This window comes from Halobacteriovorax marinus SJ (assembly GCF_000210915.2).
Lineage (GTDB): Bacteria > Bdellovibrionota > Bacteriovoracia > Bacteriovoracales > Bacteriovoracaceae > Halobacteriovorax > Halobacteriovorax marinus.
Genome location: NC_016620.1, coordinates 3,130,259 through 3,147,836, shown reverse-complemented (window position 1 = coordinate 3,147,836; position 17,578 = coordinate 3,130,259). Strand labels below are relative to the sequence as shown.

At 34.8% G+C, this 17,578-nt stretch carries 15 protein-coding genes; 9 read left to right on the top strand and 6 right to left on the bottom strand.

Features of this window, described 5'->3' with window-relative positions; translation table 11 throughout:
* The first annotated feature begins 82 nt into the window (after window positions 1-82).
* From BMS_RS17205 to BMS_RS14980, 7 genes are read left to right on the top strand one after another with little or no spacing between them, the layout of a single operon-like run.
* Window positions 83-1,798, top strand: coding sequence for a carbamoyltransferase C-terminal domain-containing protein (locus BMS_RS17205; RefSeq protein ID WP_014245674.1), 1,716 nt, complete (start codon window positions 83-85; stop codon window positions 1,796-1,798).
* Complete coding sequence (locus BMS_RS15005; RefSeq protein ID WP_014245673.1) at window positions 1,795-4,575, top strand: glycosyltransferase family 4 protein; 2,781 nt, start codon at window positions 1,795-1,797, stop codon at window positions 4,573-4,575. The genes BMS_RS17205 and BMS_RS15005 overlap by 4 nt, the downstream gene beginning before the upstream one ends.
* Complete coding sequence (locus BMS_RS15000) at window positions 4,568-5,311, top strand: radical SAM/SPASM domain-containing protein (protein ID WP_052590722.1); 744 nt, start codon at window positions 4,568-4,570, stop codon at window positions 5,309-5,311. Before BMS_RS15005 ends, BMS_RS15000 begins: the two co-directional genes overlap by 8 nt.
* A 2-nt stretch (window positions 5,312-5,313) precedes the next feature.
* Window positions 5,314-6,429: a radical SAM protein gene (locus BMS_RS14995; RefSeq protein WP_044557693.1), complete on the top strand. Its 1,116-nt coding sequence runs from the start codon at window positions 5,314-5,316 to the stop codon at window positions 6,427-6,429.
* A complete protein-coding gene (locus BMS_RS14990; protein WP_014245670.1) occupies window positions 6,413-6,787 on the top strand; it encodes a S26 family signal peptidase in 375 nt (124 codons plus the stop codon). The genes BMS_RS14995 and BMS_RS14990 overlap by 17 nt, the downstream gene beginning before the upstream one ends.
* Window positions 6,777-7,553, top strand: coding sequence for an ABC transporter permease (locus BMS_RS14985; protein ID WP_014245669.1), 777 nt, complete (start codon window positions 6,777-6,779; stop codon window positions 7,551-7,553). Before BMS_RS14990 ends, BMS_RS14985 begins: the two co-directional genes overlap by 11 nt.
* On the top strand, window positions 7,540-8,319 hold the full coding sequence (locus BMS_RS14980; RefSeq protein ID WP_014245668.1) for an ABC transporter ATP-binding protein: 780 nt from the start codon (window positions 7,540-7,542) through the stop codon (window positions 8,317-8,319). The genes BMS_RS14985 and BMS_RS14980 overlap by 14 nt, the downstream gene beginning before the upstream one ends.
* On the opposite strand, the gene BMS_RS14975 is transcribed toward BMS_RS14980, so the two are convergent.
* The 3 genes from BMS_RS14975 to BMS_RS14965 are packed head-to-tail and all read right to left on the bottom strand — an operon-like array spanning window position 8,264 to window position 11,478.
* Window positions 8,264-9,241: a hypothetical protein gene (locus BMS_RS14975; RefSeq protein WP_014245667.1), complete on the bottom strand. Its 978-nt coding sequence runs from the start codon at window positions 9,239-9,241 to the stop codon at window positions 8,264-8,266. The two genes, BMS_RS14980 and BMS_RS14975, sit on opposite strands and share 56 nt — an antisense overlap.
* Window positions 9,225-10,220 (bottom strand): hypothetical protein, encoded by a 996-nt coding sequence (locus BMS_RS14970; protein WP_014245666.1) that lies wholly within the window; start codon window positions 10,218-10,220, stop codon window positions 9,225-9,227. Before BMS_RS14970 ends, BMS_RS14975 begins: the two co-directional genes overlap by 17 nt.
* Window positions 10,210-11,478 carry a glycosyltransferase family 4 protein gene (locus tag BMS_RS14965; protein ID WP_014245665.1) on the bottom strand — a complete coding sequence of 423 codons (1,269 nt, stop codon included), beginning with the start codon at window positions 11,476-11,478 and terminating at the stop codon, window positions 10,210-10,212. Before BMS_RS14965 ends, BMS_RS14970 begins: the two co-directional genes overlap by 11 nt.
* A 67-nt stretch (window positions 11,479-11,545) precedes the next feature.
* On the opposite strand from BMS_RS14965, the gene BMS_RS14960 reads away from it, so the two are divergent.
* Window positions 11,546-12,637, top strand: coding sequence for a DsbA family protein (locus BMS_RS14960; RefSeq protein ID WP_044557692.1), 1,092 nt, complete (start codon window positions 11,546-11,548; stop codon window positions 12,635-12,637).
* Here the strand turns inward: BMS_RS14960 and BMS_RS14955 are convergent.
* Both BMS_RS14955 and BMS_RS14950 read right to left on the bottom strand, forming a co-directional pair.
* Window positions 12,625-13,437 (bottom strand): NAD-dependent epimerase/dehydratase family protein, encoded by an 813-nt coding sequence (locus BMS_RS14955; protein ID WP_014245663.1) that lies wholly within the window; start codon window positions 13,435-13,437, stop codon window positions 12,625-12,627. The genes BMS_RS14960 and BMS_RS14955 overlap by 13 nt on opposite strands.
* On the bottom strand, window positions 13,430-13,924 hold the full coding sequence (locus BMS_RS14950) for a WbuC family cupin fold metalloprotein (protein WP_044557691.1): 495 nt from the start codon (window positions 13,922-13,924) through the stop codon (window positions 13,430-13,432). Before BMS_RS14950 ends, BMS_RS14955 begins: the two co-directional genes overlap by 8 nt.
* A gap of 70 nt (window positions 13,925-13,994) precedes the next feature.
* On the opposite strand from BMS_RS14950, the gene BMS_RS14945 reads away from it, so the two are divergent.
* A complete protein-coding gene (locus BMS_RS14945) occupies window positions 13,995-15,116 on the top strand; it encodes a radical SAM/SPASM domain-containing protein (RefSeq protein WP_014245661.1) in 1,122 nt (373 codons plus the stop codon).
* Here BMS_RS14945 and BMS_RS14940 read toward each other — a convergent pair.
* Complete coding sequence (locus BMS_RS14940; protein WP_014245660.1) at window positions 15,113-17,527, bottom strand: PulJ/GspJ family protein; 2,415 nt, start codon at window positions 17,525-17,527, stop codon at window positions 15,113-15,115. The two genes, BMS_RS14945 and BMS_RS14940, sit on opposite strands and share 4 nt — an antisense overlap.
* Between the last annotated feature and the right edge of the window lie 51 nt (window positions 17,528-17,578).

Genomic DNA, 17,578 nt, shown 5'->3' with positions numbered 1-17,578 from the left:
TATTTAAATAAGATATTAGATACTTAGGCTAAAATCGAGGCTTTCGTTTACATTTATTTACCTCAAGTAGATAATATAACTAATGGAAATAAAAAAGAAATCACCTATATTTATAGGCATGGGAAAGACCCTCTTTTGCTCTTCAGTCTCAGTTGTTGACCCGTTGAGTCATGAGCTCGTCGAGACCTATCTCTTAGAGAGATATAGCCGCAAGAAGGCCGACGGTTCTTGGCCAGCAGATATTCTTTCTTCGCTAAAAGAGAAGTACTCTGATAGAGACTTGGTGTTATCAGAGAATAGAGACGTCATTTCTCCCTATGATTTTGAAGCTGCACTAGATAAAGGGTTTCCATTTTTTAATTATTTAGAAAAGAAGGGGCTTCACAATTTCTCTTCTCACTTCAATAAGCAAATTGAATATATTCCTCACCACTTTGCTCATGCTCAGGTTGCAAAGTATATGTCTCCATTTAAAAAGTGTGCCATCTTAGTTATAGACGGTGCGGGCTCAAAGGCGGCAGACATACCTAGTAATTATCTAGACTATGAGTTTGCATCAAAAGTAGAGTCACACCTCCATGAAGAGTCTTCGCTATATCTCTTTGAGCAAGGTGAACTAACTCCGATACTGAAGAACTGGCAGGAGTTTAAAAAGAGCGAAAAGTTTTCTGAGCATTCTTACAGTGATGGACTTGGTACATGCTATGAAAAGATCGCAGAATTTATTTTTAATTCAAAGAGGGCTTCAGGAAAAGTCATGGGCCTTGCTCCTTTTGGAAAAGATCTTGGATTTGAAACAAGTAGAGAGCTTCTTTATTCGCTGGATTGGGGTAGGTCCTTTAAAGGAGGATCTAAAGAGGACTGGGAAGCTTCTGGAGAAATGGATCACTTTAAAGACTTAGCATGTACTGTTCAGAGAATTTTTGAAGAGAGAATGTTCTCTATCATTAATCAAATAAAAGAAAGACTCCCTAATATAGATAAATTGATTATAACAGGAGGCTGCGCGCTCAATTGTACAAGCAATATGAAATTAATTGAAAAGAGTGGGTTAGAGCAAATATATATACCTCCTTTTCCAGGGGATGAATCAATTGGACTGGGATGTAGCCTTGCTAAATATTATGAAGGTCATAAGTGGAGTATCAAGAAACATTCTGATCAGCACGGCTATCTTGGAGAAAAGAGAGAGTACGCAAAGAGTGATATTGAGAAAAAATTTGAGAGCTATCAAATTATTTGGCCAGCATCTATAGCTAAGCTTAGTGCAGAGCTTATCAGTGATGGTCACATTATTGGATGGTATCAGGGAAGAAGTGAGAGTGGACCAAGAGCGCTTGGAAATAGATCTATCTTAAGTCGCATGGATATACCTGGAAGAAAGAATTATCTTAATGAGTCTGTAAAATTTAGAGAGTCTTTTAGGCCCTATGGTGCAAGTGTTCTCTTTGAAAGAGGAGAGGAGTACTTTCATATATCTAAAGACTTTAATAATCCTTATATGTCTTTTGCCGTAAAGCTAAGAGATAAGTACTTAGATATCTTTAAAGAGGCAACACATATTGATCAAACATCAAGAATGCAACTTGTTCGAAGAGAACAAAATCCTCGCTACTATGATCTTATAAGAGAAGTTGAGACTCTTACAGGGGTTGGCGCCGTTTTAAATACAAGTCTAAATGTCATGGGGGAGCCAATTGTAGAAACTATTGATGATCTTAGAAATTTTCTTGATAAGAGTAATGTTTACGGATTAGCAGTAGGAGATGCTTTTATACTTAAGGAGAGAGAAGTATGAAAGTATTAATCTTAACGACTAGGCAGAATCATGTATGGACAAGCATGCAGGAAATCATTCCCTCTCTTGAGAATTTATGGTCGAGTCTTGAAGGGATAGAAAGTCAGATTATTAATGTTGATGAAATTAGTATCAAAGATCTTTTACCAAAGGTTCTTTGGGCGGAGAACTTCGTAGTAACGGCCTTTAATTTAAAAATTGTTTCAGCTCTTGAAGTTATTAGGAAGTCAATTAAGCACCCCGGGCGAATATTCTTTTATATGCATAATATGCAAACGATAGGAGCATGGCCGCTAGAAGCATGGGGATTGAATAAACTTCTAAATACGAATGATCGATTTATCGTTACATGCGAAAACGATATTCGTTCGATGAAATTATGTTATGAGAATGCTAGATATTTTAAGCACCCCTTCTTTATTGAGAATCAAGTCACACGAGAGACTGTTTGTAAGGAAGAGGATGTAGACTTTATTTTTATTGGGAGAATATCGGCACAAAAGAATTTACATAATTTAATTTGGGCATTTTCTAAATATTTAAGTGTAAAGAAGAGTGACGCTAAGTTAATTTTCTATGGTAAAGAGGATGATTTAGGTAGTCCAAATATGGGGTGGAGCTGTGAGAATTATATGGAGAAGCTGCGCTCATTTAGTGAAGATTTAAGTATAGAAAAGAATGTAATATTTAGAGGATTTGTTAATAGAGATGAAATTGAGCGAGAATTGGAACATAGAGACTACGTCTTTATTTCACCCTCTCTTCATTCCGATGAAAACTTTGGGATAGCTGCTTTTCGCTCCCTCATATCTGGTAGACGTGCCGTATTGTCTGATTGGGGTGGCCATAGTGATTATAGAAATTATTTTGAAAAACAATTAGAACTTATAGCGGTTGAGCAATCTTCTTTTGGACCTGTCGTCTCTAGCGAAGCTATTCTTGAGTCTATGTTAAATATTTCGAGTAAAGAATCCCTTCCTTCTCATTGCCCTAGCTATTATGAAAAATCAAATTTAATAAGAATTATAACTGCTGAGTTGAGTAGAGAGTCAGAAGCACAAAGTGAATTAATTCTAACAGTAGAAGCAAGAGAAGTAGTAAATAGACAGAAAGGCCTTGAGAATAATTTCTCAACTGGTATTTTTAATGATTATAGTGACAAGTTATCGCACACATTCTTTAGTGCCTACGGAATGAAGGCAGTGGAGAGAAAAGTAGAGTTTGATAGAAATTTCTATGATCTATCTCCTTGGAGTGAGATTAAAGGTAATAGGATAGAGATTACAGATCCTCATAAGAGTTGTTATTCATTAGAAATTGAAAATGGGGACTATCCACTTCGTGATCTTGCAAGAAATACAAGATACGTTTCAAAATCTATTATTGATAAACTCTATAGTGGAGGTTTTTGTAGAATATCTAATCTAGATCTCTCTACTAGTCGATATTTGCAGGATCACTGTTCCGTTTCAATAGAGATTCTAAGAGAGAGAGTTTTAAATTTTTTTGAAGTTAATAATATTGAAAATCCTTATTTCGCCGACTGTGAAGAACAGAATGTTGATGAGTCAAAGATTGTTAATATCGTCTTATTTGGAGGCTACCTTCAAAGAATCTTGGAATCGGGTTGTTGGAATTTTAGTAAGTTTCATTTTTGGGTTCTTTCTCCAAGTGTAAAAAAAGTTCTCGTTGAAATTTGCGGGCTCGAGGCTGATTCAATCTCAGTTATTCCAAGAGAAGAATTATTCTCTATTTCTAAAGTAAAGAAAGTAAGCTTAGAGAAAAATGTAGACCTCGTATATGCTGGAAGAATATCCAGAGTAAAAAATATTGAGCTTCTCATCTATACAAATTATTACCTACAAGTACTTCTAAAGAAGGATATTAAGTTAAATTTAATAGGCGATTTTGATGAGAACTATCATGACTATTGGGGTTACTTCTCTTCCTCTAAGAATTATGAAGAGGAGCTTAATGAGTTAGTGAACTCCTTGGAGTGGCCGTTTTCAAAACCCGTATTTCTAAGAAAAGTTAATCATGATAAATGGGCTTTAAAAAACTTCACCTCTCCTCATTATATCAGTCTCTCTAGTTATTTGTCGGAGGACTTTGCTGTAAGTGTCGCGCAAGCTCAAGAGAAGGGATGGCCTTGTATTTTATCTAACTGGGGAGCTCATCAAGATGTTAAAGGTGCAACTCTCGTTTCAGTCAATAATATACTTCCCTACTTAAAGAGAAATATATTTATCAAAGCTTACGGTGAAAATATCGCAAAAGAAATCATTTCTTCTAAGACAATATGTTTAGGCAATGATCTTGAAACATTTAACCGATTAGTTGTAACACCCAAAGAGATGGATTTAGCTAGAAGTCACTTAGTTAAAAAGTACTCGCGAAATATAATGCTTATTCTAAGAGGAGCTGGAGAGCGCTTTGCTCAGCAGTCAATCGGAGAATCTTTTTATGAAGATCTTACGAAGAGACTTGGTGGATATAGCTTGAGAAATTCGATACTTATTGTTAAAGATGGAGTAAATGAAGTAGGCTTCTTAGAGAATAAGGCTACAAACGACCTATCTTCTATCTCAGAAATTTCTAAATACGAAATATTAACTGCCTCTGAGGTTGTTAAAAAGAGAAACTTAATTAAAGTGATGCAAGCTGAATCTATAGCTTTTTCATTTCCAAAAGAAGATGGTGTAGAGTTATTTCAATTTGTAAGCTCTTTAGTGGAAGGAGAAGATAAGATATTTTTCTTAAAGGATGAGCATGTTTAAACTCTCTAGAGGAATGTTCTCAGTTGTAGAGATAGAAATAAATAGCCATTGTAATATGGCCTGCTCATACTGTCCTAATTCGGAGCATGAGAGGTTGGAAAAAGGTGAGATGAGTACTGAAACCTTTATTCGAATTATGCAGCAGTTGAAGGAGATAGAGTTTAAGGGAAGAGTATCTTATCATTTCTATAATGAACCTCTTTTATGTAAGAAACTAGATGAATTCGTTGTTTTAACAAAAGAGTTTCTACCTAGTTGTATTATAGATATTTATTCTAATGGAACTTTACTTACGAAGAAAAGACTTGAGAAATTATTCGAGCTCGGTGTTGATAAATTTACGATTACAGAGCATGAAGGAACTAAACCAGGTTATATCTTTAAGAAAGTCTATAAAGATCTAGATGAAGCTCAAAAAAAGAAAGTACATTTTCAAGGTCATGAAAAATTAGATCTAAGTAATAGAGGTGGTCTCTTAGAACACTTGAGTACTCAAGATATTTCTTCGGTACCTTGCTATATACCTTTGTATTTAGTTGTAATTACTTTAAACGGAAATGTATTGCCTTGCTATGATGACTTTTATCAGAATCATTCAATGGGCAATATTCACGATCAGCATATTGAAGAAATATGGAATAGTGAAAAATATAATAATTTCAGAAAGTTACTTAGAGAAAAGAATGGAAGAAAATCTAATCCAGTATGCGAAAAGTGTACTTGTGTGAGGTGGTAACTTTGAATAAATATAAATTAGAGCAAAAGTTAGAGGCAGATATTATAAAAGAAAAGCTCAAGAAAATGGGGCTGCCTGAAAACTTTTGTCCTGTTCCTTTTTCTACAATTATAGCTGAGCCAGATGGAAGAATAGGCTCATGTAGATTAAAAGGTGCAGAATTCGAAATTGGTAATATCTTAAAAGATGGAGATATTATGGAAGTTTGGAATTCTGACTTTATAAAGCAGTGGAGAAATGAGTTTCTAACTGGAAATGTAAAGATTTGTGAGCGTGAAATCCGTCATAGGGGCTGTAATCTTTGTAGCGACAATAATATTTTGTTAGATGATATCGACTTGAATGTTGAGCAAAGTAAAATTCTTAAGTTTACTGCGAATTTCAATGGGCAATGTAATCTAGAGTGTAAAATGTGTCATATATGGCAGAAGCCTAATGGACTTTATGATGAAATTGATTTTTGGAATAGAGCGGAGAAAGAAATATTTCCATATGTATTAGAAATGGACCTCCTCTCTGGAGAACCATTTATACAAAAAGATACTTTTAAATTAATTGATATGGTTTCGCCTATTAATCCTGACTGTAAGTGGGTATTCACAACTAACGCTCATTATAAATTTGGTCAAAGACTTGAGTCCTACTTAGATAAAATCCAAATTAAAAGTATTATGATTAGTATTGATAGCTTTGACGATGAAACATTTTCTGAAATTAGAAAAAAAGGGAAGCTGTCGACAGTTCTTGAGACGGCTCAAAAATTTAAGGAGTATAGGGACTCTAGAGAGGAAAAAGGTTTAAATGATTTTCCAATCTTATTAGGCTTTTTAGTTCAAAAAGATAATTGGAAAGAGGTCGGTGATGCTCTTGAATATTGTAGGAAAATGAATTTTAGACCACATATACAATATGCTTACGAACCAATTGAGTGTTCACTAGTTGATTTTCCTGATGATAAGCACAAGGAAATTTTAGATTGGTACTTAGAAAATCTTACTTGGGAGCAAATAGAGATGGGAATAAGAGCTCTAACTCCAAGCTTTGATAAATTGAATGGCATTGATAAAGTCTCCTATTTGTTAAAATTCCAAGAGAAGAAGAATGAACATTCAAAATAATGAAATTGACCTAGGGATGGCCAAGAAGCTGCTGTCTTCTAAGGGGGAGTTCGAAATTAATATTCTTTCAAATTCCATGTCTCCTCTCTTTAAAAAGGGTGATCGCCTAAAAATCATAGAAGTTAAAGAAGATTTAAAAAGATATGATATAATTGTTTTCTTAAGAGACGGTAAGTTTGTAGTTCACTATATTTGGAGAATAAATGGTGTGAGCAAAAAGAGTTTTATCACTCGCTCACTAGAGAATCCTCACGAGGATGAGTTACCAGTTCAAAAAAGCGAAGTTCTCGGAATACTGAAAGACGTACAACTTTCTATGTCAAAGAAAATATATTTGAGTTTACGTTATGGAATCTAAATTATCGATAAAGGAATACTCTAGACAGGTACTTGCCTTAACATCGGCCAATATGAAGGCACGTTATAGAAAGACTATTGCTGGCTTTCTATGGGTGATTTTAAATCCTATTATCATGTATAGCGTACAGTCATTCGTTTTTAAGAAGATTTTAAAATTAGAGGTTCCAGACTACTCTCTCTTTCTATTGTGCGGACTACTTCCGTGGATATTTATTACAATGAATATCGAAATGATCACACCTATTTTAGAAGGATCAAGAGAACTTTTAAAGAGCTTTAGTTTGAAGCCCTCTGTCCTAGTTCTTTCTCAAGTCATTGATAACTTTATTAATTTCCTTGTGGCCTTTACAGTGATTTTGTTACCCTTTTGGTTTCTTTCTGATCTTTCTTTAACGGGAATATTCTTCATTCCTATAATTCTTTTATCTCTTGTTATTGGTGTATTTAGTATGTGTTTTATTTTATCAGTTATGCAGCTATTCTTTAGAGATATTAGGTTTATAGTCTCCTTCGTTACAAGTGTTCTCTTCTTTTTAACGCCTATTTTTTATCCAATAGAGTTTATACCAACTGAATATAGAATTTTTGTAGAATTGAATCCTATTTATAGCTTTATAGAACCATTTCGTTTTGCAATTTATGACTTTTCAATGGATATTTTACTTCAAAAGATACTTAAGAGTATTTTCTTTAGTATGTTATTTTCTATTTCTGCTTTCATGATTTGGAAGAGAAAGAGGGGGGAGTTTTATGTTAAACTCTGATGAGATTTTAGAGGTCTCTGGTCTAAATATGACATATGATACTCAGTCTTTTCATAACTCTTCGCTAAGAGAAGTATTCATCAAAAGGCTTACGCTTCAATCTACAACAAAGAATACAATTCATGTGCTAAGAGGATTAGATTTTAAAGTCCATAAGGGTGATATCATAGGGATTCTAGGTGTCAATGGAACTGGAAAGACTACATTGTGCAGAATTATTTCTGGAATACTGGAACCTTCTAGTGGAGAGGTAAAGTTAAAGGGTGAATGTCGCTCTATTTTCAATACCACAGTCGGAGTCCTTCCTGAGCTTACGGGAAGAGAGAATGCTTCCTTATTGGTTAAGTTTATTTATCCAAAAGTTTCAGTCAAAGAACAAAGAGAGATTTTAGAAGATGCTCTTGAATTTAGTGAATTAGGCGAGTTCTTGGATACACCATTTCAAAAATACTCAAAAGGAATGCAGGCAAGACTTTGCTTGTCTGTAATTTCAGCGAGGCCAAGTGATCTCATTATATTAGATGAAGTATTTGATGGAGCTGATTTATTCTTTCAAGAAAAAATTAGAAAGAGAATAACTGAAGTTATAAAGTCTTCAGGAGCCACGATACTAGTTTCACATACTCTGGATCAAATAAGAGACGTTTGTAATAAAGTGATGCTGTTAGATAAAGGGAAGATTCAGTTCTTTGGTGATGTTGAAAAAGGAATTAAAGCCTATCGTTTTCTAGATACTGGAGTAGCGAGTTTTCGTGGAGAGCTCTAAGTTCATTTAGCTTATTATATACAGATGAGTTTTGTAGAGCTTCATTTGTATCCATTACTTGTCTTATATTTTCTAGGTGCGTATGTAGTGTTGCTTTATGTAAATTATGTAAATACTGTGAGAAGAGTCCCCAGATTTCCCAATTGAGCTGAGCTTCAAGTAGTGAGAGTTCGTGTTTTGTGAAGCTTTTAATTAATTCAATATCGTGAAAGAAGCTCTCACACGTTAATGAACTTCCTATCCAGCGAAATGGATAGAGCAGTATATACTCTTTTATATTCTTACATTCTCTATAGAAGTTATCACAACTAGTTTTTTGAGTTCTATTCTCTTGGTAATAGTGGTTGAGGAAGTTTGATGCATCAATACCTATTTCACTACATTGTGAATTAAGTAATTGAATAAGACTTTCGAAATCTATTTCTGAACTTAATCCTAGGTCTGTTAGATGTTTTTCCCATTTCTTCTTTCTATATAATGGGTTGTTTTTTAAATTCTCTTGATCTGATTCTATTAATTTGCACAAGAAAACAATTTTTTCATAAATATTTTCTTCTTTTGAAATGCCATAGTCTTTACATAGACGGGGATCTCTTTCAAGTTCATACTTATTTGCTATAGGGATAAAGTCTTGAACTTCCTTGGCCGGATACATATTGATTTCACCAAGAAATGGAAAGATTATCTTTAAATGATTATATTTTCTTATAACTTTCTCTTCTAATCCACCTTTACTAACAATTATAGTTAGGTCTAAATCACTTAGGGCAGCGACAATACGTTTAGATACATAACTATTTCTTGGCCACAATTCTACTTGATTATTTTTTAAATAAGTCTTTGTTACTATCCAACATAATGAGTATGGAAGTTCTTGTAATGGATAGGGAAGTTTAGAGAGAATTTTATAAAGTCTTGTCATCAATATAGTCTTTAATTATATTTTCAAACTCAGGAGTACATAGGTTAATCTCTTCAAAATCTTGCATTGATCTGTTTAAAAGTTTCTCTCCAGAGAGAAGTAACTCTTCTGAGTTTTTAATAAATGACCAAAGCTTATTCGATTCTTTGTTTAAAGTTGCCACTTCAAATTTTAAAAAATGATACCGAGATATTCTCTTGCAATTGTCTTTGAAATCATCTTCTTGGTAGCGGTTATTCAAAGGGTGAGCCCCTTGAGATAATAGAAGGTGAGTAACAAAACTATCTGAGAAGTTTAAATTGTTTCTATGTGTTTCAAAGAAATATGAATTTGAATAGTCTATGTCTTTTGCAGAGAACCAATTTTTAATAGTGAGTTCACTACCAAATATTTCAAAAAGGGTTCTGTAAAAATCTGCATTATGAAGATTATAGTCCATTCTAAATTCTTCACCTAGCTTGATATTATCAAATACAATTGCGGAGACAGGAAGAGTGAACTTATTCTTTAAATCTGAAAGTTTTTCCTTTAGCTCTTTTAGACAATAGAGGTTTTCACTAATTGAAGATACTAGGACAATATTTTCTTTATGAGCCTTTTCATTTCTTTTAAATCTCTTTGTAGAATATGTAATGCAATGATCGATCCAAGCTTCTGGTATAACTGATTCAGCTTCTTTTGGAATTGCAAGTGTTGAAATTATATTCTTTGGAGTAGGATGCCTGTAAAAGAAATGAGCAATTGATGTAATACCATCCCTCACAAATATGAGCGGAAACATATTGAGCCACTCAAGTTTTTTAATCGTAACTAAGAAGAGGGGAGCACCTATTGGATTATGATACTCTTGAGTATGAGGTTGGCTATAGTGAGTGTATTGCTTATCTAAATAATCAGGCTCAAGCCACTTCTTCTTATTATTAATTAACTCTGTATATTCTTGGTAATCTCTATGAATGAGTTCAATTCTATTTTTCATTTATTTCCTCTTCATAGTATGGCCAGTAGACATCTTTATAAAGTGAATTATATTCACCATTACTGGCCTTTAAAAAGGGAGTATCTGGAGAATAAATATGTGAGCTTGAAAGAGCCTTAAAGCGCTCAGTGAAAGAAAGGTTTTTTCCTAAAGTAAAGTCCTTCTCAGCGATTTCACTAAGAGATTCGGTTACAGAGCTAATGCCTAAGGTACTTTGAGCAGTCGTGGATAAATCAAAGCGTTGTTTTGAGCTAAGCTTAGATGAAGCCAGGAACGTCATCTTCTTTATAATATCACTCTTATTAGGCAGATTTTTATGATTTTGTATATCAACAGGACTTAAATAGACCGAGCTTGGGCAATATAGTTTAAAGCTCGTATATCCTGCCCAGTTTGTAAGTAAGCACGGAAGACCTGAGCAAAGGGCTTCGGCTGGAGACATTCCATAGTCTTCGTCATTATGGGTACTAATGCTTATAAAGGCATCTGAACTTTGGTAGTAGTTGACTAAATCATCGTGATTCAAGTTTCCAATAATTTGAATATTTGGATTATTAAGTCTTTCAACTAAACTCTCAACTGTGAGCCCATATGCACCACTTTTCATTTTCTTGCCAAGAAATGGGATTCCTAGATCATCATATGGCCCAGATATAATTAATTCAGTATTTGAATTTATATTGAGATTAAAGTGATTAAAGAGAGTAATTAATTCAATTATATTTTTCTGATCAGAAAGTCGTCCAGTATATAAAAATCTGAATTTCTCATTAGAGATTTCTTTTTCTTTGTAATTAAATATGTTGGTATCGACAGGAAATGGAACAGTAAAAAGATTTTCCTCTAAACCATCAACCAAATTCTTCAAAAGATTGGTTTGTTTATGAGAGGCACAAATGAACTTATTATTTGTTTGTTTGAGAATATCTTCTAAACCGATCCAATGAGAACTTTGCAAAGTAAAATCACCGAAAATATGAAATGTGAAGTTAAGCTCAACCTTACTAAGATAAAATAAAGACTTTATCAATTGATGTGGATGAGGAGTGTGATCTATAAAAATAATATTAGCTGGATTGTGAGAGAGTATTTCCTCTGCTTTTTTATAATAGTCATATTTATTAAAATCACTCTCTATATCGATAATAATAATATCTTTTATAAATGATTTGTAACTAGCCTCAAGGTTTGAGGTAATGCTTTGACAGCTTATCCAGTCGGACTCATTTTTTCGTCTAATTAATACTACTTTGCTCATAAACTAAGTATAATATATAATGATGTCACATAAAAGTATCAAAAAAGTACTACCTAATGGAGTGAATATGAGACGAGCCCTTCTTCTTTTGTCGATGGTATTTCTTTATGCCTGTAATAAGACTGAGGATTACAATCCGTATCTAAAAGACGATAAGAAAGGTGTAGCTAGACCTATTTATAGCTATAAAAATGTCTCTATTTACGAAAAAGATATGCCCCTAGATTTAAGAATCGCAGAATATAGAGCGGAGGTTATGAAATATAATGAACTCGTCAACTCTATACACTCGTATTATGTGAGAAAAGATTTGATGAAAGATAGGGGAATGAGTGACTTTTATGGGCGAGAGGGAATCGTCGCTGAGATTACAGATATTTTAAAGGAGGATTTCGATGAGAAGTCGACCAAAAAGTATTACGAGAAGAATAAAGACAAATTCAATAATCTCGACCCTAAAAATGACCCCGATTGGTTAAATAAGGTAAAGTATTTTCAATTAGTGGATCATATAACTGTTAATTATATGAGAAAATTGAAGGAGCTTTCAGATAGGGGCGAGTTAATAGTAAATCTCCTTCCACCTGATGTGAGAAAGACTGGAATAGATTTTAGTAAGTATCCACAGGTGGGATCAAAAGATGGAAAGTATCAACTCTTTGGAGTAACAAATTACTTTTGTCCAGATTGCAGAAAAGCTAATGCCGAGCTTACAGATTTATTCAAGATATATGGAAAAGAGCTAAATTATGTTCATATTGGGCATACATTCAATGTAAACGATGTTGGGATGGATTCAATTATCGCAGGAAATTGTGTGCATAAAGTAGACTCTAGCCTTTATTGGAAGTTTCAAGATGAAATGTTCACAAACCCAGCTTATAGTGACATAAGAATATTTGATAATGTTAAGCTTAGAAAAAGCCTTGAGAAGTCCATTGCAAAAATCGGTTTAGATAAGAAGAAGTTCTTCGAATGTATGCTAGATAAAGATATACGTTATAGTGCCAGCGATTCTTTGAAGTTCTTTCAAAAACTGAACGTTTCCAGAGCACCAGTATTTTTCCTAAACGGAAGAGAGTTGAATTATCTTGATTTAAAAAGTCTTAAGTCAGCTTTTGAATTAATGAGAAAGAAGCTTGAGTCTCAAGAGAAGTAATCACACTTGGTGATTCCATCGTAAATAGAAGTTAGATTTAGATTTGGAAGACTTTTGTTGAGCATCTTCGTTTCAAAAATTAAGTTAAACGATTGAGGGCCTGAGCTCTCTAATTTGAAGTTAAAGTCTGAATTCCTTCTCTGTATATACTTACAGATATTTGCGACAGAAGTAGATTCTCCAGTAGCAATATTTAGTAGGTGAGAGCGGTTCTTCTTTAGTAATTCATCAATAATAATAGAGATATCATCACAGAATATAAAATCCCGTAGATCTTCTCCATTATTTTGTATTTTAAGTATTTCATTACGACTAATACTTCTTCTTATGGCACCAAAAAGTCCAAACATAGATTCCTGACTATAGACTCCTGGTAGACGTAAAATGTTGACATTGACATTGGTGTTTTTAAAAAAGTCTTTAATGGATTCTTCGGCCAGTACTTTTCCTTCGGCGTAGTAGTTGTGTGGATTGAGTGGAGTCTCTTCTGAAATCTTTTCATTAACTTGATTTCCATAGACTTCAACAGAGCTAAGAAAAGTGAAACTCTTTGGCCTATCTAATGAAAGAATAGTGTTTTGAATCATTTTTAGGTTTCTTTTTTGACTCTCTCTTGTGTCTTCTTTTGATCTAGGTATTCCTGCACTAAAGATAATATCCTTATTTTGATGGTGAATTTTGAATTCATTTTCTAGGTTGTAATCACTTCGACTTAACCAGCAATCATCTTCTTTAGTCGTTGATAATTCAGAAATTCGCTTCCCAATAAGGCCTTTGGAGCCAAAAATAACTTTACTCATATTGACTCTTCACTTGATTTAAAAAGAGTTTTGATTCTTCTATGTCATCTTCCCTCGGTGCCCAATCTACATAGTGAACCATTAGGTCTTTTTCAAAAGGACCCGAAATTGTTTCGTGATAAATTACAATTTCACTAAGAGCAATTGGCATATGTATCGTTCCATTATTCATTCTTAGAATAAGGTTCTCTCTAGAGTTTAATCTAACTGAGTCAATAACCTTTCCTTTGTCATTAAATATTAGAACGAGAAGTTCTCCTTCAATTATATGGTATGACTCTGAAGATGCTTGCGGGTGAGAGTGCGGTCTACAGTATGAGTCTTCCATCATTGCTATAACCATCTCTTGAATGGAGTCTTGGTGGGCTTGATGAAGACAATAGCGATACCTCTTCGTCGGAGATTTAGTTACTTCTTCTTTTAAGGTGTTAATATCCTCAACAGATAGAGAGACAAAGTCTCCTCTTTTGAAAATCGCTTGGCTCATCGTGACTCCCACTTAGTTACTGTAATTATAAGCGAGTTTACATAGATTTAAAATAATGTAAAATACTTCAATGGATCTAAAGAATAAGTTTTGTGCAAAGCCTTTTGAGTTTCTTGAGATAGGGTATCCTCAGGAAAGGGGAGTTTTGTGTCATGCTTGTTGTCCTAATCAATTACCAAAAGAGATTGGTAATCTAAAAAACGATACACTTTTAGAAACATGGAATTCACAGTCTATTCAAGACATTCGCCGCTCCATTCATGAGGGTACATTTGAGTATTGTGTAAAAGAGCAGTGTCCGATTATTCAAGCAGGGGAGCTTCCTGATAAATATACGGTCAGTGATAAATACTTAAAGAAGATTATTCAAGATCAGCAAGTTGTTTTAGATAGAAGCCCGAAGATTATAAATCTATCTTATGATCAGACTTGTAATTTATCTTGTCCAAGTTGTCGCGTTGATTATATTTCTCATAATGGTCAAGACGCTCAAGAGCTATTTAGTAAAATCGGGGATGAGATTGTCGAAGTAAGTGGAACACATACAGAAAGACTTCTTTTTTGCTCTTCAGGAGACCCTTTTGCGAGTCAACACTTTAAAAATCTTTTAAAGAATTTAAACTTTTCTAAGAATCCAAACTTAAAGATTCAAATTGTGACGAATGGGCTACTCTTTAGTGAAAGAGTTTGGAGCGAACTCTCTAATATTCACGGAAGAATTGAAGGCTTCTGTGTCTCAATTGATGCTGCAAGTTCTGCTACTTATGAAATTGTTCGTAGGGGAGGTGACTGGGATCGATTGCTTAGGAATTTAGAGTTTATTAAGAAGCTTCGAAAAAGTGGTCAAATACCCTATGTAAAATATGATTTTGTTGTTCAAGATCATAACTTTAGAGAGATGCCACAATTTGTCGATCTTGGAAAAAGGTTTGAGGCAGACTTTGTTTTCTTTCAGAGAATTATTAACTGGGGAACATTTTCAAATGAAGAGTTTTTAAAGAGAGCTGTTTATTTAAGTGAACACCCTTTGTATGATGAATTTGTAGAGGTGTGTAAAGATAAGAGAATGAGGGATACCATTGTAGATGGAGGAAACTTAAGCTCTTTTATAGGAAGACCCAAGAGAAGATTTAGATTATTTAATGCAATAAAGCACTCTCTTCAAAAGAGAGTGCCATTTCTAAGATTTTAATAGTGTCTTGCTTCGTTAATACAAATAACGTGACCATTTTGCCAACTGACTACTTTCTGCGTGTTCCCACAAACATTTGATTTAACTTTTGTGATACAAGATGCACCTGATGTACCGTTTATACAGAATCTTGCAGCTCTAGCATATCCATTCGTTTGTAAGTAATTAGTCGCAAAGACATAGTTACTCGAATGGACTCTACCAGTTGCTGTTACATTTCCACCAACATTTAAATAAGAACCAATCTGTGCATATGTACCAGTTACAAGATACGTATCTGCACGTACATAACTTCCCGCTCTTATATAGCCAGTCGCTCTCATGTAATTGTCGGAGATAACAGCATTGTTAGCATAGACGTTTGTACACTGCCCATCAATACTACAGTCTCTGGCGTTATTGTTGAATTCGCATCTCTTTGTTCCAGATTTCCACGAGCCTGCTACATAGTTTTGATTATTATTTTTCACATAGAAGTTCTCACAAGCATCTTTTTGGATCGCGACAATACCAGACTTTGTATCCTTAACCGCATTGCTCAGAATATCTTCAGCGATTTGTGCTGCTGATGATCCTGTTGGTGCGAGTGTTCTTGCGATTCTCTCTTTCACCCATTCAATAGTGGTAAGGGCATTGATATTATCTTCTAGTGGATCGAGACCGTATGAGTAGGCTATTCCTTGAATATGAGCAGTCCCTGCGTCTGTCTGAGTCTGAGTCGCTCCTACATTCAGTGCCCCTGAAATTCTTATATGTCCAGCTCCTGCACTAGGATTAACTGCTTGGCTTCCAAGGTGTAGAGAGCCCGCACCGTAGTATGAGTTTTGCGCATAAACTGAACCATCATCTGGGTCGGCAGAGTATGGATTTGATCCACTTGCACCAACAGAAATACCTCCAGTAACAGCAAGGTCATCATCAGACATAGCTGCACCTGCTGCTAGTGAACCAATTTTAGCACCACCGGAAATCATGGCGTGTCCATCGTCTGGACTTTGGTTAGCGGTACCTAGAGAGAGGCCACCACTTGTTTTCATATGAGGTCCAGTAAGCGCAGTTCCCGAAGTTGTACCAAGTGCGATACCACCATTTGAGTAAATATGACCTGAATTATCAGCAGGGTCCGTAGTTGCTGTACCGAGAACGAGCCCACCATCGGCGTAAATATTTCCGTGATCACCCGCTGTTCCAGAAGCCTTGGAGCCTACTCTAATATGAGACTGAGTCCAAAGCTCACCTTGGTTATCTCCTCCATCATCAGGTTCGACATTAAAACTTGGAGAACCAATAATACCTACACCTGAAGCCCATAAGTTACCACCAACTGATTCTGCTGCGCCGGTGTTATTAAGAGGTCCAACATAGACGTGTCCTTCTGTTGCAATGGCCGTTGATCTTGGACCACCTGGTGATACAGCATTTGTTGGGATACTTGGAATAAAAGAAGCGTCGTATCCAGCTTCACCGTCATTACTAGAATTATCACTTCTAATTCTAAGAGCTCTACATGAACCATCTATGTCATGGTAATTACCACCAAAGTTCTCACAGGCTGCTTGAATAGTATCTGTTAAGTTTGTAAAACAATTTGTAACATCACCTTCTGCTAGCGATCCGGCAGGGTCAGTGATTCTTGATACAGCTGTCATATTATTCATTGGAGCAACTTGATCAGCAGATACACTACTTAAGCTTATTCTTATAAATTTAGTCACAATAGGTGAGCCAAACGAACCTGAGAGTTTTGCAGCAGCTTCAGGGTCACTAGCTCTAAGAGCATTATAGTAGACTTGTAGGTCTGTTGATGGGTCACTTGTAAAGACATTAATTAATCCACCAGAGATAAATGTTATAAAGAGTGAAGTGTTTCCACCTGAGTCTGTACCGAGCCACATTCTTCTTATAAGAATTCTGCCTTTATCGTTACCAATCATACATCCATATTCTCTTAGTTCATCAGCACTCATTCCCCCTGTGTAGTCTTCATTACACATTCTGGCGACTGTAATATCATCTGCCAAATTAAGACCTAAAATATTGCCTTCATCTGCAGGAACCGTAAAGAAACTTTTATTTGGATTTATAATTCTATCTACAAGAACATCCTGAGAATAAGTATTTATATTTGCAGCTGCAATGTCGTCAATTTTATAAAAACCGGTGTTACCACTGTCTATGTATTTATTGACAACTAAACTGTAGTTACAGGTATTAGTATCTTGAAGAGAGACTTCAATATTATTCAGGATTGATCTAATCTCCGCGTTTTGCTCAAACTCTTTCTGTCCTCTATTCATATTGGACATCAATTGCATAACGCCTAGAGAGATAACAGCAAGCATACCTGTTGCCACCATAATCTCTGCGAGAGTAAAACCTTTTGAATTTAAAAATCTAAAATTCTTTTTCATAATCTTTCGCCACCGGTAGATTAGCCTGTATAATAAATATCTATGTGTTAC

What these genes read in the sequence shown, in the direction of transcription:
- BMS_RS17205 (WP_014245674.1), top strand. Translation starts at nt 83, where the DNA reads ATGGAAATAAAAAAGAAATCACCTATATTTATAGGCATGGGAAAGACC.
- BMS_RS15005 (WP_014245673.1), top strand. Translation starts at nt 1,795, where the DNA reads ATGAAAGTATTAATCTTAACGACTAGGCAGAATCATGTATGGACAAGC.
- BMS_RS15000 (WP_052590722.1), top strand. Translation starts at nt 4,568, where the DNA reads ATGTTTAAACTCTCTAGAGGAATGTTCTCAGTTGTAGAGATAGAAATA.
- BMS_RS14990 (WP_014245670.1), top strand. Translation starts at nt 6,413, where the DNA reads ATGAACATTCAAAATAATGAAATTGACCTAGGGATGGCCAAGAAGCTG.
- BMS_RS14985 (WP_014245669.1), top strand. Translation starts at nt 6,777, where the DNA reads ATGGAATCTAAATTATCGATAAAGGAATACTCTAGACAGGTACTTGCC.
- BMS_RS14980 (WP_014245668.1), top strand. Translation starts at nt 7,540, where the DNA reads ATGTTAAACTCTGATGAGATTTTAGAGGTCTCTGGTCTAAATATGACA.
- BMS_RS14975 (WP_014245667.1), bottom strand. Translation starts at nt 9,241, where the DNA reads ATGACAAGACTTTATAAAATTCTCTCTAAACTTCCCTATCCATTACAA.
- BMS_RS14970 (WP_014245666.1), bottom strand. Translation starts at nt 10,220, where the DNA reads ATGAAAAATAGAATTGAACTCATTCATAGAGATTACCAAGAATATACA.
- BMS_RS14965 (WP_014245665.1), bottom strand. Translation starts at nt 11,478, where the DNA reads ATGAGCAAAGTAGTATTAATTAGACGAAAAAATGAGTCCGACTGGATA.
- BMS_RS14960 (WP_044557692.1), top strand. Translation starts at nt 11,546, where the DNA reads ATGAGACGAGCCCTTCTTCTTTTGTCGATGGTATTTCTTTATGCCTGT.
- BMS_RS14955 (WP_014245663.1), bottom strand. Translation starts at nt 13,437, where the DNA reads ATGAGTAAAGTTATTTTTGGCTCCAAAGGCCTTATTGGGAAGCGAATT.
- BMS_RS14950 (WP_044557691.1), bottom strand. Translation starts at nt 13,924, where the DNA reads ATGAGCCAAGCGATTTTCAAAAGAGGAGACTTTGTCTCTCTATCTGTT.
- BMS_RS14945 (WP_014245661.1), top strand. Translation starts at nt 13,995, where the DNA reads ATGGATCTAAAGAATAAGTTTTGTGCAAAGCCTTTTGAGTTTCTTGAG.
- BMS_RS14940 (WP_014245660.1), bottom strand. Translation starts at nt 17,527, where the DNA reads ATGAAAAAGAATTTTAGATTTTTAAATTCAAAAGGTTTTACTCTCGCA.